This is a genomic window from Curtobacterium sp. PhB142, from assembly GCF_004341255.1.
GTDB lineage: Bacteria > Actinomycetota > Actinomycetes > Actinomycetales > Microbacteriaceae > Curtobacterium.
On sequence record NZ_SLUT01000004.1, the window covers coordinates 249,588 to 273,384 of the forward strand.

Consider the following 23,797-nt stretch of genomic DNA (forward strand, 5'->3'; position numbering starts at 1 on the left):
TCCGGCCGGCTCTCTCGAAAGGAACCACATGCACCAGGACGAACCGCTCGTCGAGGCCCGGATCGCCCGCCTCGTCCGCGACCGTGTCGACCCCGCCGTCCACCGCCGCTCGGCGCCGGTGACGATCGAGGCGTGGGAGGTGCCGGACGAGCCGGTGCCGTTCGACTCCGCCGTCCAGCAGGCGTACACACCGTTCACCGTGGGCAGCGCCTGGGGTGGCCGGCCGTGGGGGACCACCTGGTTCCGGATCACCGGCACCGTCCCCGCCGACTTCGGTACCGCGCCGGGGACCACTGCGGAACTGCTCGTCGACCTCGGGTTCACCAAGCGGCACCCGGGGTTCCAGGCCGAGGGACTGGCGTACCGGCCCGACGGCTCCACGATCAAGGGCGTGGAGCCGCGGAACGACACCGTGCCCGTCGAGGTCGGTGCAGGGGAGTCGTTCGAGCTGTACGTCGAGGCCGGCGCGAACCCGGACATCGGCGGCGACTCGTTCCAGGGCGCGACGCCCCTCGGGTCGCGCTCCACCGCGGGTGACAAGCCGATCTACCGCGTGCGCGCCCTCGAACTCGTCGAGCGCGACGACACCGTGTGGGAGCTGCAGCAGGACTTCTGGGTCCTGCGCGGCCTGATGGCGGAACTCCCCACGGACGGCACCCGCGGCGCCGACATCCTGCACGCCCTCGAGCTCGCCGCCGACGCCCTCGACCCCGACGACGTCGCCGGCACCGCAGCGGACGCCCGTCAGGTGCTCGCACCCGTACTGGCCGTCCCCGCCAGTGCCGCCGCACACCGGGCGATCGCCGTCGGCCACGCGCACATCGACTCCGCCTGGCTCTGGCCGGTGCGCGAGACGATCCGCAAGTGCGCCCGCACCTTCTCGAACGTCCTCGACCTGATGGACCGCGACCCGGACTTCACCTTCGCGTGCTCGTCCGCGCAGCAGTACGCGTGGATCCGCGACGGCTACCCGTCGATCTGGGCCCGGATCAAGCAGCGCGTCGCCGAGGGCCGGTGGATCCCGGTCGGTGGCATGTGGGTCGAGTCGGACACGAACCTGCCCGGTGGTGAAGCCCTCGCCCGACAGTTCGTCGCCGGCAAGCGCTTCTTCCTCGAGGAGTTCGGCATCGACACCCCCGAGGCCTGGCTGCCCGACTCGTTCGGCTACTCCGGCGCGCTGCCCCAGATCGTCCGCGCCGCCGGCTCGAAGTGGTTCGTCACCCAGAAGCCGTCGTGGAACGAGACGAACGTCATCCCGCACACCTCCTTCCACTGGGAGGGCATCGACGGCTCGCGCGTCCTGACGCACCTGCCGCCGGCCGACACCTACAACTCCGACGTCTCCGCCGCCGATCTGCACCGGGGCGAACGCAACAACAAGGAGCGCGGCGTCGCCAACACCTCGATGCTGCTCTACGGCTTCGGTGACGGTGGCGGCGGACCCACCCGCGAGATGGTCGCCGCCGCCCGACGCCAGCACGACCTGGACGGCTCGCCGCGCGTGCAGCTCGGCACACCCGCCCAGGTCTTCGAGGAGCTCGAACGGGTGCTGCCGACCCCCGGTGTGTGGTCCGGCGAGATGTACCTCGAGTTCCACCGCGGCACCTACACGTCGCAGATCCGCACGAAGCAGGGCAACCGTCGCTCCGAGCACCTGCTCCGCGAAGCCGAGCTGTGGGCGTCGACCGCGGCTGTGCGCCTCGGGCTCGACTACCCCTACGAAGAGCTCGAGCGCGCCTGGCACACCGTCCTGCTGCAGCAGTTCCACGACATCCTGCCGGGGTCCTCGATCGCCTGGGTCTACGAGAACGCCGAGGAGAACTACGCGCAGATCGCCCAGGTGCTCGAGGGGCTGATCGGCAACGCGACGACCGCGCTCGCGAACGGGGGCGCTGCGGCGCTCGCCGGGGTCGGGGCCTCGTCGTCGGCCGCCGCCGGCGGCAGCAGCGCGCTGCTCGACGCGCCGTCCGGCGCCGACGCCGTCGGCGGCAGTGGCTCGTCCGGGAACGTCGTGCGCTTCAACGCCTCGCCGGTCGCGGCGGGAGACGCGGCCGCCCTGGGTGGTTCGCTCGGCTCGGAACCGCGACCCGTGCCTCCCGTCCGCTCCGGCGACCACTTCGTGTTCGACACGGGCGTCGTCACGGCGACCATCGACGGCGCCGGCCACGTCGTGTCGCTCGTCGACCGCGCCAGCGGGCGCGACGCGATCGCACCGGGTGCGGCCGCTGCCGAGTACACCGTCTTCCGCGACACCCCGAACCAGTGGGAGGCGTGGGACATCGACCGTGCGTACCAGCGCAACGGCACCGTCCTGTCAGCGTCGTCGGTCGCGATCGACGGCTCCTCGCTCGTGGTGGAACGGTCCTTCGGGTCGTCGACGCTCACGACCCGGTACTCCGCCGTCGAGGGCGAGGCCGAGCTGGTGATCGAGACCGAGGTCGACTGGCACGAGCACCAGAAGCTGCTGAAGCTCGCGTTCCCGGTGGACGTCCGTGCGTCGTCCGCCTCGAGCGAGATCCAGTTCGGGCACATCGACCGGCCGACCCACCAGAACACCTCGTGGGACCACGCCCGCTTCGAGACGTCGGCGCACCGCTGGGTCCACGTGGCGGAGCCCGGGTTCGGTGTCGCGGTGGCGAACGACTCCACGTACGGACACGACATCACGCGCTCCACGCGGGCCGACGGCGGCACCACGACGCTCGTGCGCGAGTCGCTGCTGCGCGGGCCGACGTTCCCGGACCCGAACGCCGACCAGGGGCACCACGTGTTCCGGACCGTGCTGCGGGTGGGGGCCTCGGTGCTCGACGCCGCCGACTCCGGCTACCGGTTGAACCTGCCGGTGCGCTCGGTCGCGGGGACGACTGGCGTTTCGCCGCTGGTCTCGGTGTCGTCGCCGCAGGTCCTGGTCGAGGCCGTGAAGCTCGCCGAGGACCGCTCCGGTGACGTGGTCGTGCGACTGTACGAGGCCTCCGGTGGTCGGGCGACCGACGTCGGGGTGTCGTTCGGGTTCGACGTCGCTTCGGTGGCGACGGTGGACCTGCTGGAACGCCCGCTGGGGGACTCGTGGGACTCGGGGGAGCCGGTCGTGCTCACGCTCCGGCCCTTCGAGATCGTGACCCTGCGGGTACGCCGGGCCTGAGGCAGCGGGGCCGGTCCCCCTCGGGGGAGAGACCGCGGCGCCGGACGGGACACGGGTGCGTTCCGTCCGGCGCCGCTCTGCGTGTGGTGCGTGCGTGGGTGGGTGGGTACCTGGTCGATTCGGGCGTAACTGGTCGAAAGTTCCGACCAGGTACACCCGATTCCGCTTGGCATCGCGGCCGTTCTGGGAAGGAACGTCCTCCCTCCACAGGCGGGCAGACCTGGAGGCCCGTCCACAGACCTCGACGTCAGCCCGCTGGGCGCATGGCGGGTCGGGCAACGTCTCCTCCATGAACGAACCGCTGCCCATCCTCCGAGCCTCGGCCACGCGTGAGGCCGGACTCGACGCCACCACCCTGCGCCGCCGGACCAGGCTCCAGGGTCCGGGCCGACTCGTCCGGGCAGGGCCGAACGCGTTCGTCGACGGGGCAGCGTGGGACGCGGCCGGGCCACGGCAGCGGTACGTCACCCGCGTGTACGCGCGGCTCGGCCGGCTCGGCTCGCGGGCGACGGCATCGCACGACTCGGCGGCCGCGGTGCACGGGCTGCCCGCGCTCGGCGGGTGGAGCGTCCCGGTGCACGCCACCGTGCCGGAGTCGATGTACCGGGGCAGGACCCCCGAGCTGGTCCTGCACACGAGACCGGTGTCCGGCGCCGAACGGGTCCGGGTCGGCGACCTCGCCGTGACCGCGGTCCCGCGGACGGTGATCGACATCGCCATGAGCGGGGACCTGCGCACGGGGGTCGTCGTGGCAGACGCTGCGCTGCGCAACGGGACCGAGCGCGACGAGCTGTGGCGAGCGGTGCACCCGAGTGCTCGCGGGCGGGCCCGGGCCGCACAGGTCCTCGACCTGGCCGACGGGCGTTCGGGGTCGCCGGCGGAGTCACTCGCGCGCGTGGTCTTCCGCGAGCTCGGGTTGCCCGCTCCCGTGCTGCAGCAGGAGTTCGTCGTCGACGGTCGCCGGTCCGCCGTCGACTTCTGGTTCCCCGCAGAAGGCGTCGTCGTCGAGATCGACGGACGCGCGAAGTACACGCAGGACCGGTACCTCGGCGGTCGCAGCCAGACCGACGTGTTCCTGGACGAGAAACGTCGCCACGCCAGGCTGCTCACGGTGCCTGGTGTGCGGACGATCATCCGGCTCGAGTGGCGGGACCTGTTCGACCTCGATGCGCTGGCGCTCCGGTTCCGCGCCGCGGGGTTGCCGTGTGCGATCCGCCCGGTGCGGAGCGCCCGCCGCACCGCAGTCGGTGGGCGTCGGTGAGCCGGCTCAGCGCGGCGTGGTTAGCGTGGCGGCATGGCAGTGCAGGAGATCTGGCTCGTCCGCCACGGTGAATCGCTCGCGAACGTCGCCGCCGCCCGAGCAGAGGGCGCGGGCGACGACGTCATCGACGTCGAGTACCGGGACGCCGACGTCCCGCTGAGCCCGCTCGGCGAGTCGCAGTCGCGGTCGCTCGGACAGGAACTCGCCGATCGTGGCATCGACGACGTCCCCGTGGCGCTGTGGGTCTCGCCGTACCTGCGTGCGAAGCAGACCATCGAGATCGCGCTCGGGGCCGGCGGGCTGGCCGAGCCCGAGAAACGGGTGGACGAGCGGCTCCGCGACCGCGAGCTCGGTGTGCTCGACCTGCTCACCCTGCAGGGTGTGCGGAACCGGTACCCCGACGAGGAACGTCGCCGGCAGTGGCTCGGCAAGTACTACCACCGGCCAGCGGGCGGCGAGTCCTGGGCCGACGTGATGCTCCGGCTCCGATCGGTACTGGTCGACGTCGAACGGATCGAGGGCACCGAGCGGCTCGTCGTCGCGGCGCACGATGCCGTCGTGATGCTGGTCGTGGCGGTGTGCCTCGACCTCGACGAGCCGGCGCTCATGGAGTTCGCTCGGACGCACGCGGTCGCGAACGCCTCCCTCACCCGACTCCGCCGCGAGCGTGCGGGCGCACCGTGGGTGCTCGAGGAGTTCTCCTCCGTCGGGCACCTCGACGACGACGAGATCACGGCGCACACCGGTCGGAAGGACGACGAGCATGTCCGCTGAGACCGTCACCCCGAACTTCCTGCGGGACTGGCCGCTCCCCGAGCCCGGCGCCGGCAAGTACGGTCGCGGGCAGGTGCTCGTGGTCGGCGGCGCAGCGCGGACGCCCGGAGCCGCGATGCTCTCGGCGCTCGCTGCACTCCGGGTGGGAGCCGGGCGGCTCACCCTCGCGGTGGGGCGGAGCATCGCGAACGAGGTCGCGGTCGCCGTGCCCGAGTCCGGCGTCGAACCGCTCGACGAGGACGCGGACGGTCACGTCGCCGTGGGCGCGATCGAGGGCATCGCCGCCTCCGCCGCGAGTGCGGACGCGCTGCTGGTCGGCCCAGGACTCGACGAGCCGAACGGCACCCGTGACCTGGTGGCCGGACTCGCCGACGTCGTCGGACCACAGACCACCGTCGTGCTCGATGCGTTCGCCCTCGGGGTGGCGGCCGACGTGCGGGACCGTCTGGAACCGCTCCGGGGTCGGCTGGTGATGACACCCAACTCCGGCGAAGCCGAACGGCTCCTCGGTCGGGAGGGCAGCGACGACAACGTGGCCGACGCGATGGCGATCGCGCAGCGGTTCGGTGCGGTCGTGGCCCTGGGCGACGCCATCGCGACGCCGCAGGGGCGGAGCTGGATCAAGGGCACCGGCTCCGGAGGACTCGGTACCAGCGGCAGTGGCGACGTCCTGTCGGGTGCGGTCGCCGGCCTGCTCGCTCGTGGCGCGGAACCGGCACAGGCGGTGGCGTGGGCGTCCTACGTGCACGCGGCTGCCGGTGATCGGCTCGCGGTGCAGGTCGGGCCGCTCGGCTACCTGGCGAGCGAACTCGTGACCGAGATCCCGCGGGTGCTCGTCGAACTCGGCGCCTGAGCTCGCCCGTTCTTTCCCAGAGCGCGCGCGATACCTCATGCTTTCGGGCATACCTGCCAGGAACTTCTGACCAGGTACGCCCGAATCGACCAGGTACGCCGCCGCCCCGCCCCGCGCCGCGCCCCGCGCCCCGCTCAGCCCTGCAGCGCCTCGACGGCCTTCGCGATGCGCCGCGCTCGGGTCTCCGGCGCCTTCGCCTGCGACACCGGGTCGGCGAGCGCTCGCTGCCGCGAGTTCGACAGGGTGTCGAAGGCTGCACGCACCCCAGCGTCCTGCAGCGCCGCCGTCAGGTCGTCGGGCAGGTCGATGACCCGGGGCTGCGTGTCGACGACGAGCGTGACCTCGACGGTGTCCTCGGCCGCGATACCCGCGGCCTCGCGGTGCGACGCGGACAGCGGCACCAGGAACTGCTCGTCCATGACCCCGACGGTGGACCGGTAGGTGTAGCCGCCGTTGATCGTGACCACCACCGGCGGACGCTTCCCCGAGCCGAGCGCATCGATCACGGACGACGGGACCGGGAGCCCTGTCGCCGTCTTCCTCGCCAGCAGGACCGTCGTCGTGAACTGCATCCGTGCCTCCAGTGCGATGTGGACGCGACCGTGCGTCCGAGGTGGGAAACCAGCAGAACGGTACAGGCGTACCCGCTGTTCCGCCACCGTTCACCGCCGCAGCACGGGCCGGAAACCGGCCGCCTCCACGATCGTCCCGGGCCGAGAACCGCGGCCCCACCCGCAGCACCCACCCGAAAGGCACCTCCCGTGCAGCACAAGCGCACCATCGCCGGCATCGCCCTCGCCGCCGCAGCGATCGTCACCCTCGCCGGATGCTCGGCCACGAGCTCGGCCAGCACGACGAAGGACGACACGAACTGGAAGACCGCCACGAGCGCCGAGGCCTCCGGTGGCATGGACGCCCTCGTGAAGGCCGCGAAGGCCGAGGGGCAGCTCAACGTCATCGCGCTGCCGCCGTCGTGGGCCAACTACGGCAAGATCATCGACGGCTTCACGAAGAAGTACGACATCAAGGTCAACTCCGCGAACCCGAACGGCTCCAGCGCCGACGAGGTCGCCGCGGTGAAGTCGCAGAAGGGGCAGTCCACCGCTCCCGACGTGCTCGACCTCGGCAACGCCGTGCTGCAGGAGAACCTGGACCTGCTGACGGACTACAAGGTCGCGAACTGGAGCGACATCCCGGACACGCTCAAGGAGCAGGACGGCGCCTGGACCCGCGACTACACGGGCCTGATGTCGATCGGCTACGACTCGTCGAAGATCACGGACGCCCCGAAGGACCTGACGGACCTGCTCGGCTCCGAGTACAAGGGCAAGGTCTCCATCGCGGGCGACCCGACGCAGGCGAACCAGGCTGCGTCCGCGGTCTACCTGGCCGCGCTCGAGAACGGCGGCTCAGCCGACGACATCACCAAGGGCGTCGACTACTTCGGCAAGCTGAAGCAGGCCGGCAACTTCCAGAACGTGCTGCCCACGCAGGCCACGGTCGCGTCGGGTGAGACCCCCGTGGTCATCCAGTGGTCGTACAACAACCTCGCCTGGGGCCCCGCCGCCGGTGCGAGTGGCAACAAGGACTGGAAGACCGTCGTGCCCGAGGGTCAGGCGCTCGGCTCGTACTACTCGCAGGCGATCAACAAGGACGCCCCGCACCCCGCCGCAGCGCGCCTGTGGCAGGAGTACATCGCGAGCCCCGAGGCACAGAACCTGTACCTGAAGGCCGGTGCGTTCCCGTCGACCCTCGCCGCCCTGGAGGAGTCCGGCAAGGTCGACCAGGACGCCCTCGACGCCGCCGGTGGTGCGCCGAAGGACTACGTCGAGCTGACCGACGCGCAGGTGGCAGACGCCGCGAAGGTGCTGTCCGCCAAGTGGTCCTCGACCATGGGGTCCTGACCAGCATGACCACCGCATCGGCGGGCGCGCCCGCGCCAGCAGCGAGCGCACCGGCGACGAGCGCGACGAGCCCCGTGCTCCCGACGTCCGCACGAGCGCCCGTCGATGCCACCCACGGCGCCGGACCCCGTGTCCGGCGCCGCGTCGGCCTGGCCTGGCTCGGCCTCACCCCGTTCGCCGCGTACGTCCTGCTCTTCCTCGCCGTCCCCGCGGTGATCGCGGTCGGCAGCGGGTTCTTCACCGACGACGGCGCGTTCACCCTCGCGAACCTCGCAGCGTTGGCCGAGCCCTCCGTCCTGCGGGCCTTCGGCGGCTCGTTCGGCCTGTCCGCCGTGTCCGCCGTGATCGGCGCCGTCGTCGGAGCGCTCGTCTGCTGGGCGCTGTCGGCACTGCGGCCCGACGGGCTCGTCCGGTCGATGATCGACTCGGCCGCGAGCGTCCTCGCCCAGTTCGGCGGCGTCATGCTCGCGTTCGCGTTCATCGCCACGATCGGCGTGCAGGGCCTCGTCACGACGTGGCTGGTGTCCCTCGTCGACGTGGACCGCAACGCGACCGGCGCCTTCCTCTACACGGTGCCCGGTCTCGTCATCCCCTACGTCTACTTCCAGGTGCCGCTGATGGTCCTCACGTTCATGCCCGCGCTCGAGGGCGTGAAGACGCAGTGGGGCGAGGCCGCCGCCACCCTCGGCGCCTCCCGCGCCACGTACTGGCGCCGGATCGCCCTGCCCGTGCTCGCACCGGCGTTCTGGGGCTCGTTGCTCCTGCTGTTCGCGAACGGCTTCTCGTCGTTCGCCACCGCCGCGGCACTCATCTCGCAGGGCGGCATCGTGCCGCTCACGATCCGCACGCAGCTCACCAGCGAGACCCTCATCGATCTGCAGAACGTCGCCGGCGTGCTCGCCTTCGGCATGGTCGTCGTGATGGCGGTCGTCATGGGCGCGTACTCGTTGCTGCAGCGCCGGGCCGCAAGGTGGCAGCGATGAGCGCGGCAACGCCGGTGGGGCCGTCGCGTCCGACGTCGGTCGCGTCCGGTCGGACGGGAGGCTCGCCCCGCGTCGGCCGCTTCGGCACGGCCCCGTCATGGGGCACCGCCACGGCCGTGCTCACGGTCGTCGGGATCGTCTTCGCCGTCCCGCTGGCCGCGCTGGTGCAGTTCACCTTCCGCCAGGGCACCGACGACGGTCTGACCTTCGCGCACTGGGCGGCCATCGTCGACCCGGTCAACGCGTTCACCTACCAGCCGGTGTTCGACGGCCTCGGGGCATCGCTGCTCATCGCGGTCATCACCGTCGGCATCGTGCTGTTCGTCCTGCTGCCCGCCCAGATCATCACGGCGTTGCGCTACCCGAAGCTCCGCCGCGTGCTCGAGTTCGTCTGCATCGTCCCGATCACGGTCCCCGTGGTGGTGCTCGTCGTCGGCTTCATCCCCGTGTACCAGGTGGTCTCGCGGGTCTTCGGGTCCGGCGCGTGGACGCTGGCCTTCGCGATCGGCATCGTCACGCTGCCGTTCGCGTTCCGCCCGATCGCAGCCGCCATCACCGCGACGGACATGACGGTGCTGTCCGAGGCCGCCCGGTCGCTCGGCGCCTCGTGGTGGACGGTCACCTGGCGGGTGCTCCTGCCGAACCTCCGCCGGGGCATCACCGCCGCGTGCTTCCTCACCATCACGGTGGTCCTCGGCGAGTACACGCTCGCCGCGTTCCTGTCCCGCACCACCTTCCAGACCGCCCTCGTGCTCGTGCAGCAGACCGACCCGTACGTCGCCGCGATCTTCTCGGTCGCGGCCCTCCTGTTCGGCTTCGTCCTGCTCGTCGTCATCGGCCGCATCGGGACGGGCCGTCGTGCCGGCCGTACCCGCACCGTCCGCACCACCCGCGTCAAGGAGTCCGCATGACCGTCACCGCACCGGCAGCCCCGGCGTCCCTCGCCTCCACCGGCGCCGTCGTCGAGCTCGAGGCCGTCGAGAAGCACTACGGCACGCACCGGGCCCTGGCCGGACTGTCGCTCCGCGTCGAACCGGGCGAGTTCGTGTCCCTGCTCGGCCCGTCGGGCTGCGGCAAGACGACGGCGCTCCGAGCGCTCGCCGGCCTCGAGGCCATCGACGCCGGCGCCATCCGCATCGACGGCCAGGACGTCGCCACCACCCCGGTGAACAAGCGCGACATCGGGATGGTGTTCCAGCAGTACTCGTTGTTCCCGCACATGACGGTGCGGCAGAACGTCGCGTTCGGCCTCGAGATGCGCCGTGTCCCCGCCGCCGAGCGCAGGAGCCGCGTCGTCGAGGCACTCGACATGGTGCACCTGGGCGAGTTCGCCGAGCGCTACCCGCACCAGCTGTCGGGTGGCCAGCAGCAGCGCGTCGCCCTCGCCCGAGCCCTGGTCACGCGGCCCCGCGTCCTCCTGCTCGACGAGCCGCTCTCCGCCCTCGACGCCAAGGTGCGCGTCTCGCTCCGTGAGGAGATCCGCCGCATCCAGAGCGACCTCGGCATCACCACGGTGTTCGTCACCCACGACCAGGAAGAGGCGCTCGCCGTCTCCGACCGCATCGCCGTGATGAACGCCGGCGACATCGAGCAGATCGGCACGCCGGAAGAGCTCTACCGTTCTCCATCGTCGGCGTTCACGGCGGACTTCGTCGGCCAGTCGAACCGGCTGCAGGGCGACCTGCGCGGCGGCGACGTCTTCGTGTACGGGTTCCGCGTGCCCGCGCTCGACGCCTCGGTCGCCGACGGGCCGGTGCTCGCCTACGTCCGACCGGAGGACGTCGCCTTCGCCCCGGAGGGCATCACCGGCACCGTCGTGTCGTCGAGCTTCCTCGGCTCGATCCGCCGCACCACGGTCCGGCTCGACGACGACACCGTCGTGATCGTGCAGCACGAGGTCGGCGACCGTCGCGCCGCCGGCGAGTCCGTCGCCGTCCGCCTGCTCGGCGCCCCCGTCGCGGTCGCCCCGCTCACCTGACCGCGACTGCTCGTTCGACGAAAGCGACAGTCCTCGCCGGGCCAGGCGCGTCCCCTCCGCGAAAGCGACAGTTCCCCGCGGAACGTCGGCGGCACACTGTCGCTTTCGCGGGGTGGGCGCGACCACGGGCGGACGGGAGGCGCGTGGCGGGGCCGCCCCGCGCCTCCAGGCCGGTGGGGTCAGCGCTGGAAGCGCGCCTCGCGCTCGTCGGCCAACGCCGCCGCGACACGGGCACGCATGTTCGCGGGCATGTCGGGCAGGTCGTCGAGCCGGGCCCAGAACGCCTCGGTGTTCTCGCCGTCGGCGGGGTTCGGCGTGCCCGAGACGTACCGGCACGCGAACACCAGGTCGAGGTACTGCGCCCGGTCGCCGTTCGGGTACGTCATCTCCGGCAGCACCTGCACCCACGCCAGCCGTTCGGCGACGGCGACGACGTCGGCCTCTTCCAGGACCTCGCGCTCGGCGGCGACGGCGGGTTCCTCGCCCGGGTCGACGATGCCGGTCACCGGGGTGAAGGCGCCGTTGTCCGCACGACGGACCACGAGCAGCTCCTGGTCGGCACCGGAACCCCGCGTGACCACGGCGGTGACGCCCGTCAGCCACAGCGGATCGGTGCCGATCCTCGAGCGGAGGGACAGGACGAAGTCGGGGGTGGGCATGTCCCCACGCTACCGATCCCGCCCTGTCGGAGACTGGTCATGACCAGTAGCATGGGCGTGTGGAGATCATCATCCTGCCCACGCCGGCTGAGGTCGGTCGCGTCGCCGCGGCCAAGATCGCGTCCGTCGTCGCCAAGAAGCCGTCCGCCGTCATCGGTCTCGCCACCGGATCCAGCCCGCAGGGCATCTACACCGACCTGCAGCGTCGGGTCGGTGCAGGCGAGATCTCGTTCGCCGAGGCTCGCGGGTTCGCCCTCGACGAGTACGTCGGCATCCCGCTCGAGCACCCGGAGTCGTACGCCAGCGTCATCGCGCGCGACGTCGTGGCGCCGCTCGGGTTCGACCCCTCGCGGGTGCGGGTGCCCGACGGTCGTGCCGACGACCTCGAGTTCGCGGCGAAGGAGTACGACGCTGCGATCCGTGCCGCCGGCGGGATCGACGTGCAGATCCTGGGGATCGGCGCGAACGGCCACATCGGGTTCAACGAGCCGACGTCGTCGTTCGCCTCGCGCACCCGGATCAAGACCCTGGCGCCGTCGACCCGTGACGCCAACGCGCGGTTCTTCGACTCGCCCGAGCAGGTCCCGACGCACTGCATGACGCAGGGGCTCGGCACCATCCTCGACGCCCAGCAGCTCGTCCTCGTCGCGCAGGGCTCCGCCAAGGCCGACGCGATCGCCGCCGCGGTCGAGGGGCCGCTCAGCTCGTTCGTCCCCGGTTCGGCGCTGCAGCTGCACGAGCACGCGACGGTCGTCGTCGACGAGGAAGCCGCGGCCGGCCTGCAGCTCGCTGACTACTACCGCTACACGTACGCGAACAAGCCCGCGTGGCAGGTGTTCGAGTAGGACCGACGATCAGCCGTCTGCGCGTTGCCGGAACGCGGTGTGCAGGCGGCTGAGGCCGTCGTCCAGGGTCTCGGCCGAGCACCCGAAGTTCAGCCGCGCGAAGCCCTGACCCTGGCGTCCGAACGCCGGGCCGGAGGCGAGCGCCACCTTCGCCTCGTCGACCAGCAGCGCCGCGGGGTCGTCGCCCCACGGCAGGGCGCGCAGGTCCAGCCACGCCAGGTAGGACGCCTGCGGCTGCCGGTACTCCGCCCCGGGCAGGACGTCACCGATCCGCTCGGCCAGGGTGCGGCGGTTCGCGGCCAGTTCGGTGAGCAGGGACGCGAGCCACGGCCCCCCTTCGCTGAACGCCGCGACGCTCGCGGTGTACCCGAGGATGCCCGTGCGCTCGACGACCTCGGTCGGCAGGGCGTCGAACCAGGCACGGGCCCGCTCCGAGGCGCCGACGATGAGCGCGCACTTCGTGCCAGCGAGGTTCCAGGCCTTGCTCGCGCTCGTCAACGAGACCCCGAGCGCGGCGGCCTCGGGGCAGGAGTCCAGGAACGGCGTGAAGACCGCGTCGGCGTGCACGAGCGGCGCGTGGATCTCGTCCGAGACGACCACGGCGTCCCACTCGGCGGCGAGCTTCGCGAGTGCGACGAGCGACGAGCGGTCGTGCACCAGGCCGAGGGGGTTGTGCGGGTTGCAGAGCAGCACTGTACGCGCGCCGTCGGCGAACGCCTGCGCGAGGCCGTCCAGGTCCATCCGCCAACCGGCCGTGGTGTCGAACGGGTCCGCGGGGCCGTCGGGTGCGAGCAACGGGACCTCGGTCACGGTGCCGCCGGCCTCGGACACGTACTCCCAGAACGGCGGGTACACGGGCGGCATGATGACGACCTGGTCGCCCGGCTCGATGATCCGGCGGAGCATCTCCACCGCAGCGACCGACACGTCGGTGGTGGTGCGGACGAGGTCGGGGTCGACGCGCCAGGCCCACCGGCTCTCGGCGAAGTCCGCGAACGCCTCGGGCAGCGCACGACCGTGGCCGACGTACCCGGTGTCACCGTTGGTGACCGCGGCGACGAGGGCGTCGCGCACCGGCTCCGCGAGCATCGAGTCCATCTCGGCGACGAACATCGGCAGGACGTCCGGCGGGTACGCGGTGTACTTCTCGCTCGTACGGCTGCGGTGCGCATCGAACACGGAGACCATGACGCTCATGCGCCCATCCTGACAGTGCCCGCCGCCGCACGGCAGGATGAACCCGTGGAACACCGCTCGCGCACCGTGCTCCGGGCCGTCCGTGACGCGGTGCTGGTGGCCGTCGGCAGTGTCGCGATCGGCCTGGTCATCGTGATCGCCGGACTGGGGTGGCTCGACGACATGCCCTACCGGGGGTCCTCGACCGAAGCGGCCTACATCGCGGTCGCGGTGGCGGCGGTCGCCGTCTGCGGGTTCGGGGCGCTGGTCGGCCTCGCCGCGATCAGGGCGTCGGTCAGCTCGTCGGACGGAGCCCGGCGAGCAGGATCTCGACGTAGCGCTCCGGATCGCTGACCCGGGTACCGCCGGCGACGGCGGCCTCGCGCAGCCCGCACAGCAGTCGGCGGAGGTCGTCGGCGTCGATGTCGGTCCGGACGATCCCCTCGGTGCGTCCCCGCGCGAGCAGCGCGTCGACGGACACCACCAGGTCGCCGGCGAGGGCAGCGGTGTCCGCGCAGGAGAACCCGCCGTTCGTCAGCAGGTCGCCGAGCGCTGCGTCGTCCACCATGCTCCGGAACGCAGCGGTGACGACCCCGCGGAGCGCATCGGCCGCGTCCGGCAGGACGACGGCGTCGCGGACCTGGTCGAGCATGTCCTCGAGCGCGTCGATCGCGAGCGCTTCGAGCAGGTGCTGCTGGCTCGGGAAGTGCCGGTAGGCGGTCCCGACCCCCACTCCGGCCTCGTGCGCGACGGCGTTGAGCAGGGCCGGTTCTCCCCGGTCGACGAAGGTGCGGGCGACGTCGAGCAGCGCCGTCCGGTTGCGCTGGGCATCGGAGCGCAGCGCCTCGGGTCGAGCCATCGCGATCGTCATGTGGACACTCTATCCGGTTGTGCTAGCGTTCCGGATGAATCATCCGATTGGGTGCGCCGAACGAGCAGGAGACGACGATGGACAGCTTCGAGTGGGAACCGGCAGCGATGCCCGACCAGCACGGCAGGACCGTGGTGGTCACCGGCGCGACCGGTGGGCTCGGCCTCGTCGTCGCCACGACCCTCGCCTCGGCCGGCGCCCGCGTCGTCGCCGGGGTGCGCGACCTCGACAAGGCGGCTCGCGTCCTCCCCGTGGGACTCGACCTGGAGGCGCGGCTCGTCGACACCGCGTCCGTCGCGTCCGTCTCGGCGTTCGCCCGGCAGCTCGCCGAGGACGGCATCGCCGTGGACGCCCTCGTCAACAACGCCGGTGCGACGATCGGCACCTTCGGGCGCACCGACGAAGGAATCGAGCGCACCTGGGCGACGAACGTCGTCGGGCCGGCCGTGCTCGCCGAGGCGATGCTCCCGCTGCTCGGCGGGCCGTCGCCCCGCGTCGTGCTCGTCGGCTCGAACCTGTCGCAGCGCACCCGCCGCGTGCCTGGTCCGGGCGGGGTCGACGGTCCGGACGACTACTCGCAGTTCGGTGTGTACACCGACTCCAAGACCGCGGCCGCAGCGCTGAGCGTCGACCTCGGTGAACGACTCCGTGCTGCCGGTTCGGACATCCGGACGGTCATCGCGCACCCCGGCATCGCGGCGACGGGGATGAACGACCAGGCGGAGACCCTGACGCAGCGCCTCGGCGGCATGGTCGCACGCAGCTTGGCCCGGACCGCTGCGGACGGCGCTCGTTCGACCCTCTGGGCAGCCACCGCCGCGGACGTCACCGAGGGGGTGTTCGTCGGACCGGCGCTCCGTCGTGGTGACCGGCGGCTGCACGTCGTGCCGGTGCAGGGCCCGGCGGCGGACCCGGCGTTCCGCGCTCGCGTCCGGGCCTTCGTGGACCAGGTCGCGGTGCGCGACGGGTCCTGATCATCCGTTCACGTGGGCAGCAGGTGCCGGAGTGCCGCTTCCGTGATGCGCGCCGGCATCGTGTGGCCGCCGTCGAACACCTCGGTCGTCGCGACACCCGGAGGGAACGCGTCGAGGACGCGCCGGACGCCGGCGAGGGGGAACAGTCCGTCGTCCCGTCCCGCCGCGACGAGGACCGGTTGATCAACGGCCGACGCGACCAGGGGGACGTCGCCAGCGGCGGTGAGTCCCGGGACGAACCAGGCCGGGTTGTGGCGGATCCGAGCGTCCTCGAACGAGGCCAGCGTACCGAGTCCGCAGCTGACCACGCCCCGCGTGAGTCGGGCGTCCACGGCGAGTGCGAACAGCGCCACCTGTCCGCCGAGGGAGTGTCCGACGATGCCGAGTTCGGTGTCGGCAGTACTCGTCTCGATCATCCAGGACGTCACCGTGGCGATGTCACGCGAGTGCTTCGCCTGCAGGCTGCTGCCGTCCGCCACACGGAAGAGCGCGTCGAGGCGTTCGTCGGCCGCCGGGTCGTCAGTCCAGTCGCGTCGGCGTTCCTCGAAACCGATCAGATCGGGGATGACCACGCGGGCCCCACTGCGAGCGAGCACCACGCCGTAGGCGAGAGTCGGATCCCCCGCCCGCCCGGCGGCCTCGCTCTTCCCGGAGGTGAAGTCGCCCGCGTGCTGGTGGACGGCGATGACGTCCGTTCCCGTGCCGTGGTCCGGGGTCAGGAGGAAGCACGGGATGGTGTCGCCGTCGGCCGTGTCCAGCTCGACGCGTGCCCACCGCACCGACCCGTCGCGTCCGAGCGGCTCCAGGCGGACCGCCACCGGACGGAGCTCGTCAGGGGACGGCAGCCCGAGCAGGTCGCGGACGCGTCCTCGGGCCGGTTCGTCGGTCGTCGACACCATGCCCGGACGCTACCAGCGGCGGTGAACCCGCCTGTGGGCCCCGAACACGCCGACCGTGGTGAACAGCAGGAGAGGGCTCGGTGACGGATCGCGCGTCCCCCGTCCGAGGGGGCTAGCGTCGCCGACGTGAACCGTTCTCGCGTGCACCGTCGCCCGCTCGTCCGCCCGCTCCCGCTCGCCGCGGTGGCCACGATCGCCGCGCTGCTCGGGACGGGGGTCGTCGCCGCGCCGGCCGTCGCCTCGCCGTCAGGGCAGGCAGCGCAGGCGGGGCGGACCGTCTCCGACCCGGCTCGGTACGTCGACCCGTTCATCGGCACGAGCGGCGACGGCAACACCTGGCCCGGCGCGACCGCACCGTTCGGCATGCTCCAGTGGAGTTCCACCGGCACCGCGGGCGACCAGACCTCGACGCCGGTCGCGAACGGCTACTCGTACGACGTGAACCGGCTGCGCGGCTTCAGCCTGACGCACCTGAACGGTGCCGGCTGCGCGCCGGGGGCCGCCGGTGACGTGCCGATCATGCCGGTCACGACCCCGATCACGACGTCGCCGTCGGCCGACTCCACCGACGCGGTCTACGCCGCCGGCTACTCGCACGACGACGAGTCCGCGAGCCCCGGGCGCTACGGCGTCGCACTCGACAACGGCGTCCGCACCGACCTCGCCGTCACCACCCGGGCCGGGATCGGCGAGTTCGCGTTCCCCGCCGGGAAGGCCGCGAACCTGCTCTTCCGCACATCGAACTCGATCAACGGCAGCGAGGCCGCGACCACCCGCGTCGACGCCCGCACCCGCACAGTGAGCGGCAGCGTCCTCACCGGCGGCTTCTGCAGCCGCCGGGCGAACGGCGGCGGGGCCACCAACCCCGACCGGCGCAGCTACTACCGGCTGTTCTTCACGGCCACCTTCGACAAGGCGTTCACGAGCACCGGCACCTGGCAGGACGGCACGGTCCGACCGGGAGGCACGTCCTCCTCCGGTGGGGAGGGCTACCTGACCGGCGCCGACCGTGCCGGACGCGGCTCCGGCGCATGGGTCGGGTTCGACGCGCGTCGCGGTGCGACGGTGCACGCGAAGATCGGCATCTCGTACGTGAGCGCCGCAGGAGCGATCGCGAACCGCGACGGCGAGGTGACCCAGCGCTCGACCGTCGCCAGCGTGGCGGCCGGCACACGGGCCTCCTGGAACCGCGAACTGTCGCGTCTGCGCGTCGGAGGCGGCACCGCGGACCGCACCACCCAGCTGTACACGTCCGTGTACCACGCGCTCATGCAGCCGAACACGCTGAACGACCGCGACGGCCGCTACCTCGGGCCGGACCAGCGGGTGCACCGCATGGACCGAGGGCACCGCGCCGTCTACGGCACGTACTCCGGGTGGGACCAGTACCGGGCGCAGATCCAACTGCTCGCACTGCTGCGGCCGGACGTCGCCGGGGACATGGCGCAGTCGATGCTGCGGTTCGCCCAGCAGAACGGTGGGGTGTGGGACCGCTGGCTCCACCTCGGGGCGCCGACGCACGTGATGACGGGTGACCCCTCGGCCGCGACCCTCGCCACCTGGTACGCGATGGGGGTCCGGAACTTCGACGTGCGGGCCGCCTACGCCTCGCTGAAGCACCAGGCGACCGTCGAGAACGCCGACGCCGAGAGCGACATCGGGTGCCCGGGCCAGTGCCTGGCCCAACGCCCGGCGCTCGACGAGTACCTGCAGCGTCAGTACGCCGCGAACGACGACTGCTCGTGCTGGGGTGGCGCTGCCGAGACGCTCGAGGACTCGATCTCCGACAGTGCGCTCGGGTACTGGGCGGGTTCCCTCGGGCTGCGCTCGGACGCCCGGGTGTTCGCAGAGCGCGGGACCTACTGGAAGAACACCTTCAACGCCGCCGTCGGGTACCAGGCCGCTCGTCAGGCCGACGGATCGTGGACGCCCGACTGGTCACCCTCGACCGGCACCGGGTTCGCGCAGGGGACGAGTGCGCAGTACACCTGGCTCGTGCCGCAGGACGTACAGGGGCTGTCGACGGCCTTGGGTGGCGACGACGCGGCGGTCGCACGACTCGATGCGTTCTTCCACGACAGCACTGGTGCGTTCGCGGTGACCGGCGGCGACGCCACGAAGTTCGACCCGACCAACGAGCCCGACATCCACACGCCGTGGATGTACAACGCGCTCGGGAAGCCGTGGAAGACGCAGGAGACCGTGCGTCGGGTCGTCGACGACGCCTACACGACCGGGCCGAGCGGGCTGCCGGGCAACGACGACCTGGGCACGATGAGTGCCTGGTACGTCTTCGCGTCGATCGGGTTGTTCCCGCAGACGCCGGGGCGGGCGGAGATGCTCATCGGCAGCCCGACGTTCAGCACGGTCGACATCCGGCGGTCGAGCGGGGAGCGGATCGTCGTTCGGTCCTCCGGCACCGCGCCGTACGTGCACGGTGCTCGGTTGGACGGGCGCACCCTCGAGAGGTCGTGGGTCCCGGCGTCCTTCGTCACCCGCGGTGGCACCCTGTCGCTCCGGGTCGGGGACACGGCGGACACGACGTGGGCGAGCGGCGCTCGGGGGCGCCCGATCGACCGCTGAGTCGGGCCGGACACGTCGGGGTCTCGCCCTCTGGTGGTGCGGTCAACGGCTGGGTCTCCGCATGGCGTCTCGAACAGGCACGGTGGGATGCAGTGTTGATACATTACGATCGACCGACAGAGGGGGACCACCATGACCGAACTCGCCGACTGGGAGACCGAGGGCGCCAAGGCCCGACCGACGACCCCGGACGATCGCAACCGGCCACCAGCACCGGCCGCCCTGCGCGCCACGACCTGGATCGGCGTGCTGCTGCTCATCGCGGCGGTGTTCGTGTTCGTGGGTGCGTCGTCCCTCGGCGTGCGCGAGGACGAGTCCGAGGTGCACTTCCTCACCCGGCTCGTCATCGTGGTCGTCATCGGGGTCGCCGTCGCCGGGCTCGGTGCGGTCGCCCTGCTGCTCCGGCTCGTCGCGGGGGCACTCGTCCGGCGCTGATCAGCGCAGCTCGCGCCCGCCGCCCCACACCCGCTGCACCTCGAGCGCCGGGGACAGCGCCACGAGGTCGGCCGCGTACCCCGGCGCGAGCTGTCCCAGTCGGTCGCCGAGCCCCAGGGCCGCGGCCGGCACGCTCGTCAGGGCCGCGACGGCCTCGGGCAGCGTCCGTCCGGCGAGCGAGACCGCGTTCCGCAACGCCACGTCCTGCGTCAACGTCGACCCCGCGATGGTGTCGGTCCCGGCGACGTGCGCGACGCCGTCCGTCACGGTGACGTCGAGCGATCCCAGCCGGTACGAGCCGTCGGCAGCGCCCGCAGCACCCATGGCGTCGGTGATGAGCGATACCCGGCCCGGGGCAGCGCGGAACAGGGTGTCCGCGACGACCGGGTGCACGTGCACGGCGTCGAGGATGAGCTCGAGCGTCACCCGGTCGTCGGCCACCGCAGCACCGATCGGCCCCGGGGCGCGGTGGTGCAGCCCCGGCATCGCGTTGAACGCGTGGGTCAGCAGCGTCGCACCGGCATCGAACGCGGCACGGGCCTGGTCGTAGGTGCCGACGGTGTGGCCGACGGCGACGGTGACCCCGGCGGCGACGAACCGGCGGACGGCGTCGAGCGCGCCCGGCAGTTCCGGCGCGATGGTGACCTGGCGGATGACGCCCGCGCCGGCCTCGAGCAGTGCGTCGACCGCTGCGGGGGACGGGTCGATGAGGAACGACTCGTTGTGGGCGCCCTTGTTGTGCGGGGACAGGAACGGCCCCTCCAGGTGCACGCCGAGCACGAGCGGGTCGGTCGCCATCACGGAACGGATCCGCGCGAGCGAGTCCGCGAGCGCGGGGACCGGGTTCGCGACGAGGGACAGGACCGACCGGGTCGTGCCGTGGGCCCGGTGGACGGCCAGCGACTCGGCGAAGGAGTCGTCCTCGTACGACTCGGTCGCACCGCCGTGCCCGTGCAGGTCGGTGAACCCGGGCGTCAGGACCGCGTCGCCCAGGTCGACGACCTGGTCCGCCGCGGGGGCTTCGGGGCCGGAGCCGACCGCGTGCACCACGTCACCGGCGAGCAGGACCCAGCCGTCCGCCGTGGACCCGGCCGCGTCGACGACGCGGGATGCGCGCACCAGGGTGCGCTGGGCCTCCCGGCCGGCCTGGAGGCCCGTGGCGGTCATGCGGTCTCCCTGCGGAACGCGATCACGCCGCTCAGGGCGGCGATCACGATGAAGACGAAGCCCACGACCGGGTGGCCGATGGAGATCCAGGTCGCGCCTGCGGCGATGACCAGGGCGACCTCGACGATCGTCTTGCCGACGATGTCGGTCTCGATCGGCGACGCCGGCGAGCGGAAGAAGTACCAGACGACGGCCGCGAACAGCGGGGCGCCGACCATGAACAGGTAGCCGGGCAGGGGGAGTTGCCACGACCAGTAGCCCCAGAACGCCAGGGAGAGCAGGCCGAACGTGCAGACCAGGACGCGGAGCACGCGCCAGACGTCGAACGGCCGTCGCTGCTTGCCGGCGGGTGCCGGGCCGGGGACTGCTTCCCAGTCGACGGGGGACTGCGGGGCGTTCGTCATGGTGCTGCCTACTTGAAGATGATGGTGCGGGCGCCGTCGAGCAGGACGCGGTCCTCGGCGATCCAGCGCACTGCCTGGGTGAGGGTGCGGGACTCTTCGTCCTGGCCGATGGAGACCAGCTCGGCGGGGTCCTTCGTGTGGTCCACGCGCACGACGTTCTGCTCGATGATCGGGCCCTCGTCAAGGTCGCTCGTGACGAAGTGGGCCGTCGCACCGATGAGTTTCACGCCGCGGGCGTGCGCCTGGCGGTAGGGGTTCGCGCCCTTGAAGCCGGGCAGGAACGAGTGGTGGATGTTGACCGCGCGGCCTTCGAGCGCCGCGCAGAGCTCCGGCGACAGGATCTGCATGTAGCGGGCCAGGACGACGAGTTCGATGTCGTGCTCCTCGACCGCTTCGAGGACACGGCGCTCCATGGCCGACTTGCTGTCCGCGTCGGTGACGGGACGGTGCTCGAACGGCACCGAGTAGAACGACGCGAGTTCGGACAGGTCCGGGTGGTTGGACAGCACGAGGGGGACCTCGATCGGCAGCTGCCCACCGCGCTGGCGGTAGAGCAGGTCGTTGAGGCAGTGCCCGGCCTTCGACACGAGGACGAGGGTGCGCAGCGGGCGACCGACGACGTCGAGCTGGACGCGGGCGTCGTACCGGGCGGCGACGGGGGCGAGGGCCGCCTCGAAGGTCGCACGGTCCACCGGCGCCATGACCTGCAGGCGCATGAAGAACGTGTTCGTGTCGACGCTCGAGAACTGCTGCGACTCGGTGATGTTGCCGTTGGCGGCGACGACCGCTCCGGAGACGGCGTGCACGATCCCGGGCTGGTCGTCGCAGACGAGCGTCAGGGTCCAGTGCGTGGGGGTCGGGTCGGTCACCGGATCAGGGTACCGGGCGCGGCGAGCGCGGTGCTTCGTGAGCAGAAATGGTCGAGTGCCGTCACCCGACCCGACCATTTCTGCTCACGAAGCGGGCGCGGCGGCGGCGGCCGTGCGGAGGCGCCGGTCGGTCAGGGTCAGGACCGTCAGGAGCACCGCGACGCCGAGGATCACCCACGCCAGCACGTGCAGGTCCGGGGTGGTCGGGGCCTGGCCGAACACACCACCGATGAGCGACGAGGCCCCGATCGCCCCGATGTACACCGCCGTGCGGGACAGCCCGGCCGCGGTGCCGATGTACGACGCGGGCACGAGCCGGTACAGCGCCGCCTGGTTCGACACCGACGCCAGGGCCTGCGGGACGCCGAACAGTGCCGGCGCCAGGGCGAGCAGCACGACCGGCGACCCGGTGTGCAGGAAGAGCAGGAGTGCCCCGCCGACGATCGGCACCACGGCCGCGACGATCAGGGGTCCGCGCACGGCGGTCTTCCGGGCGACGACGAACGACGCGATCCCGGCCACGATCGCGGCCGGCAGCTGGATGTACCCGGCGACGTCGCTCGAGTACCCGGCGACGTCCTGCACCCACTGCGAGAACCCGTAGGTCATCGTGTACGCGAGCAGGTACGTCAGGAACAGTCGCACGTAGGTGCGGGACAGCGCGCCGTTCCGCGCGAGCATCCGGACGTCCACGAACGGTCGGACCGCGCGCAGCTCCCACAGCACGAGGGCGACGAGCAGCACGATCGCCACCGCGAGCAGCCACCACAGGCCGGCGGACAGGTCGAGCAGGAACACGAGCAGCGCCGAGACGGTGCCCGTCATGAGCAGCATGCCGAACGGGTCGAGCGCCTGCAGGACGGGCAGGGCCTCGTCGTCACGCGGACGGAGACGGTCGGACGGCAGCCACATCGATGCCACGACGATGCCGAACGCCGCCAGGGGCACGTTCACCAGGAAGATCGCGTGCCAGCCGAACGCGGCGATGAGCGCGCCGCCGAGCGGAGGCCCGGCCGCCGCGGACACGAGCGAGGTGATGGACAGCGCTCCGAGCACGAGCGGCGGGGTCGGCTTCCCGATCCGTGCCGAGTGCTGTCGGAGGGTGGTGAGGGCCGCCGGGTACGCCGACGAGGTGCCGATGCCGATGAGGACACGGGCGAACACCGCGCCGCCGAAGCCGGTCAGGAACTCGGGCACGACCCCGGCGACACCGACGATCACGAGCCCGGTCAGGAACACCTTCTTCGGGCCGAAGCGGTCGGCGAGCTTGCCCATCGTCGGCTGCGCGATGGCACTCGCCAGGTACAGGGCGGCGACGAGCCAGATCGCCTGCGCCGCACCGATCCCGAGGTCGCGGGAGATCGGCGTGAGCGCGACGGACACCATCGTGGTGTTGATCGGGTTGAGCAGCGGCCCGACGAGCACCGGGATGAGGAGCTTCGGGCCGAAGCCACTGCCGGTGCTGCCCGGGGCGACGACGGGGGTGGGAGTGGTCGAGGTGGACGTGGGAGTGCTTCTTCCGGGGTCAGCGTTCGGTGAGCGGGGCGAGGATCGCGATCGCTCGGGCGACGGTGTCGCGGTCGGCGTCGGGCAGCGCGGCGAGCCGGTCGGTCAGGACGCGGGTGCGGGCGGTCCAGGCGTCCTCGCGGGCACGGGCGCCCTGGTCGGTCGCGCGGACGAGCGCACGGCGGCCGTCGGCGGGGTCTGGACGCCGTTCGACGAGGCCGAGGTCCTCGAGCGCCTGGACGGTCGCGCCCATCGACTGCGGCCGGACGCCCTCGGCGCGGGCGAGCTCGGCGACCGTGCTCTCGCCGTACCGCAGCAGGCGGCCGAGCGCGGCGGTCTGGGACGCCGTGACCTCGTCGGCCTTGCCGGTCAGCAGCGTGCGACGGATCCGACCGTAGAGCGTCAGCAGGTCGCCGGCGAGCGCGGTCGGATCGGGTGATTCCATACCGGCACGGTACTACTTCGACAGGACAACTTGCAAGGTCGCCTTACGAGTTCCGGGTCTGCCGCTCCG

Annotated in this window: 23 protein-coding genes; 13 read left to right on the forward strand and 10 right to left on the reverse strand. The window is 72.0% G+C overall.

Annotation, left to right across the window (positions count from 1 at the left end; genetic code table 11):
• The first annotated feature begins 28 nt into the window (after positions 1-28).
• From EDF31_RS09930 to EDF31_RS09945, 4 genes are all read left to right on the forward strand, one after another.
• Positions 29-3,142 (forward strand): glycoside hydrolase family 38 C-terminal domain-containing protein, encoded by a 3,114-nt coding sequence (locus tag EDF31_RS09930; protein WP_131846004.1) that lies wholly within the window; start codon positions 29-31, stop codon positions 3,140-3,142.
• A gap of 289 nt (positions 3,143-3,431) precedes the next feature.
• Positions 3,432-4,403 carry a hypothetical protein gene (locus tag EDF31_RS09935; RefSeq protein ID WP_131846005.1) on the forward strand — a complete coding sequence of 324 codons (972 nt, stop codon included), beginning with the start codon at positions 3,432-3,434 and terminating at the stop codon, positions 4,401-4,403.
• Positions 4,404-4,436: 33 nt separating this feature from the next.
• On the forward strand, positions 4,437-5,177 hold the full coding sequence (locus tag EDF31_RS09940) for a histidine phosphatase family protein (protein WP_131846006.1): 741 nt from the start codon (positions 4,437-4,439) through the stop codon (positions 5,175-5,177).
• A complete protein-coding gene (locus EDF31_RS09945; protein ID WP_131846007.1) occupies positions 5,167-6,030 on the forward strand; it encodes an NAD(P)H-hydrate dehydratase in 864 nt (287 codons plus the stop codon). The genes EDF31_RS09940 and EDF31_RS09945 overlap by 11 nt, the downstream gene beginning before the upstream one ends.
• A gap of 134 nt (positions 6,031-6,164) precedes the next feature.
• On the opposite strand, the gene EDF31_RS09950 is transcribed toward EDF31_RS09945, so the two are convergent.
• Positions 6,165-6,602 (reverse strand): YdeI/OmpD-associated family protein, encoded by a 438-nt coding sequence (locus EDF31_RS09950; protein WP_131846008.1) that lies wholly within the window; start codon positions 6,600-6,602, stop codon positions 6,165-6,167.
• A gap of 189 nt (positions 6,603-6,791) precedes the next feature.
• Here EDF31_RS09950 and EDF31_RS09955 point away from each other — a divergent pair, with 189 nt between their 5' ends.
• The 4 genes from EDF31_RS09955 to EDF31_RS09970 are packed head-to-tail and all read left to right on the forward strand — an operon-like array spanning position 6,792 to position 10,895.
• Positions 6,792-7,934 (forward strand): ABC transporter substrate-binding protein, encoded by a 1,143-nt coding sequence (locus EDF31_RS09955; protein ID WP_131846009.1) that lies wholly within the window; start codon positions 6,792-6,794, stop codon positions 7,932-7,934.
• 5 nt (positions 7,935-7,939) lie between these two features.
• Positions 7,940-8,917, forward strand: coding sequence for an ABC transporter permease subunit (locus EDF31_RS09960; protein WP_131846010.1), 978 nt, complete (start codon positions 7,940-7,942; stop codon positions 8,915-8,917).
• Positions 8,914-9,828 carry an ABC transporter permease subunit gene (locus EDF31_RS09965; RefSeq protein ID WP_131846011.1) on the forward strand — a complete coding sequence of 305 codons (915 nt, stop codon included), beginning with the start codon at positions 8,914-8,916 and terminating at the stop codon, positions 9,826-9,828. Before EDF31_RS09960 ends, EDF31_RS09965 begins: the two co-directional genes overlap by 4 nt.
• Positions 9,825-10,895 carry an ABC transporter ATP-binding protein gene (locus EDF31_RS09970; protein ID WP_131846012.1) on the forward strand — a complete coding sequence of 357 codons (1,071 nt, stop codon included), beginning with the start codon at positions 9,825-9,827 and terminating at the stop codon, positions 10,893-10,895. Before EDF31_RS09965 ends, EDF31_RS09970 begins: the two co-directional genes overlap by 4 nt.
• A gap of 179 nt (positions 10,896-11,074) precedes the next feature.
• Here the strand turns inward: EDF31_RS09970 and EDF31_RS09975 are convergent, their stop codons facing one another.
• On the reverse strand, positions 11,075-11,554 hold the full coding sequence (locus EDF31_RS09975; RefSeq protein WP_123293248.1) for an NUDIX domain-containing protein: 480 nt from the start codon (positions 11,552-11,554) through the stop codon (positions 11,075-11,077).
• A gap of 59 nt (positions 11,555-11,613) precedes the next feature.
• Here EDF31_RS09975 and nagB point away from each other — a divergent pair, with 59 nt between their 5' ends.
• Complete coding sequence (gene nagB, locus EDF31_RS09980; protein WP_131846013.1) at positions 11,614-12,399, forward strand: glucosamine-6-phosphate deaminase; 786 nt, start codon at positions 11,614-11,616, stop codon at positions 12,397-12,399.
• Between the two features lie 9 nt (positions 12,400-12,408).
• Here nagB and EDF31_RS09985 read toward each other — a convergent pair whose 3' ends face one another.
• On the reverse strand, positions 12,409-13,596 hold the full coding sequence (locus tag EDF31_RS09985; RefSeq protein ID WP_131846014.1) for an aminotransferase class I/II-fold pyridoxal phosphate-dependent enzyme: 1,188 nt from the start codon (positions 13,594-13,596) through the stop codon (positions 12,409-12,411).
• 45 nt (positions 13,597-13,641) lie between these two features.
• Between EDF31_RS09985 and EDF31_RS09990 the strand changes: the two genes are divergently transcribed.
• The gene (locus EDF31_RS09990; RefSeq protein WP_131846015.1) at positions 13,642-13,929 is read left to right on the forward strand and encodes a hypothetical protein; all 288 of its coding nucleotides are present in this window, start codon (positions 13,642-13,644) and stop codon (positions 13,927-13,929) included.
• On the opposite strand, the gene EDF31_RS09995 is transcribed toward EDF31_RS09990, so the two are convergent.
• Positions 13,871-14,446 carry a TetR/AcrR family transcriptional regulator gene (locus EDF31_RS09995; RefSeq protein WP_131846016.1) on the reverse strand — a complete coding sequence of 192 codons (576 nt, stop codon included), beginning with the start codon at positions 14,444-14,446 and terminating at the stop codon, positions 13,871-13,873. The genes EDF31_RS09990 and EDF31_RS09995 overlap by 59 nt on opposite strands.
• A gap of 77 nt (positions 14,447-14,523) precedes the next feature.
• On the opposite strand from EDF31_RS09995, the gene EDF31_RS10000 reads away from it, so the two are divergent.
• Positions 14,524-15,420 (forward strand): SDR family NAD(P)-dependent oxidoreductase, encoded by an 897-nt coding sequence (locus EDF31_RS10000; protein ID WP_131846017.1) that lies wholly within the window; start codon positions 14,524-14,526, stop codon positions 15,418-15,420.
• An 8-nt stretch (positions 15,421-15,428) separates the two neighbouring features.
• Here the strand turns inward: EDF31_RS10000 and EDF31_RS10005 are convergent, their stop codons facing one another.
• A complete protein-coding gene (locus EDF31_RS10005) occupies positions 15,429-16,319 on the reverse strand; it encodes an alpha/beta fold hydrolase (protein ID WP_131846018.1) in 891 nt (296 codons plus the stop codon).
• Positions 16,320-16,445: 126 nt separating this feature from the next.
• On the opposite strand from EDF31_RS10005, the gene EDF31_RS10010 reads away from it, so the two are divergent.
• Positions 16,446-18,902 (forward strand): GH92 family glycosyl hydrolase, encoded by a 2,457-nt coding sequence (locus EDF31_RS10010; protein ID WP_243649963.1) that lies wholly within the window; start codon positions 16,446-16,448, stop codon positions 18,900-18,902.
• Positions 18,903-19,034: 132 nt separating this feature from the next.
• Positions 19,035-19,337, forward strand: a complete 303-nt coding sequence (locus tag EDF31_RS10015) for a hypothetical protein (RefSeq protein WP_131846019.1) — start codon at positions 19,035-19,037, stop codon at positions 19,335-19,337.
• Here the strand turns inward: EDF31_RS10015 and nagA are convergent, their stop codons facing one another.
• From nagA to EDF31_RS10040, 5 genes are all read right to left on the reverse strand, one after another.
• Entirely contained in the window at positions 19,338-20,504 is a 1,167-nt protein-coding gene (gene nagA, locus EDF31_RS10020) for an N-acetylglucosamine-6-phosphate deacetylase (protein ID WP_131846020.1), read from the reverse strand.
• Complete coding sequence (locus EDF31_RS10025; protein WP_131846021.1) at positions 20,501-20,908, reverse strand: YrdB family protein; 408 nt, start codon at positions 20,906-20,908, stop codon at positions 20,501-20,503. The genes nagA and EDF31_RS10025 overlap by 4 nt, the downstream gene beginning before the upstream one ends.
• An 8-nt stretch (positions 20,909-20,916) precedes the next feature.
• Positions 20,917-21,777 carry a formyltetrahydrofolate deformylase gene (gene purU, locus EDF31_RS10030; protein WP_131846022.1) on the reverse strand — a complete coding sequence of 287 codons (861 nt, stop codon included), beginning with the start codon at positions 21,775-21,777 and terminating at the stop codon, positions 20,917-20,919.
• Between the two features lie 84 nt (positions 21,778-21,861).
• Entirely contained in the window at positions 21,862-23,202 is a 1,341-nt protein-coding gene (locus tag EDF31_RS10035) for an MFS transporter (protein WP_207896164.1), read from the reverse strand.
• 100 nt (positions 23,203-23,302) lie between these two features.
• Positions 23,303-23,728: a MarR family transcriptional regulator gene (locus tag EDF31_RS10040; protein ID WP_131846023.1), complete on the reverse strand. Its 426-nt coding sequence runs from the start codon at positions 23,726-23,728 to the stop codon at positions 23,303-23,305.
• Positions 23,729-23,797 lie beyond the last annotated feature (69 nt).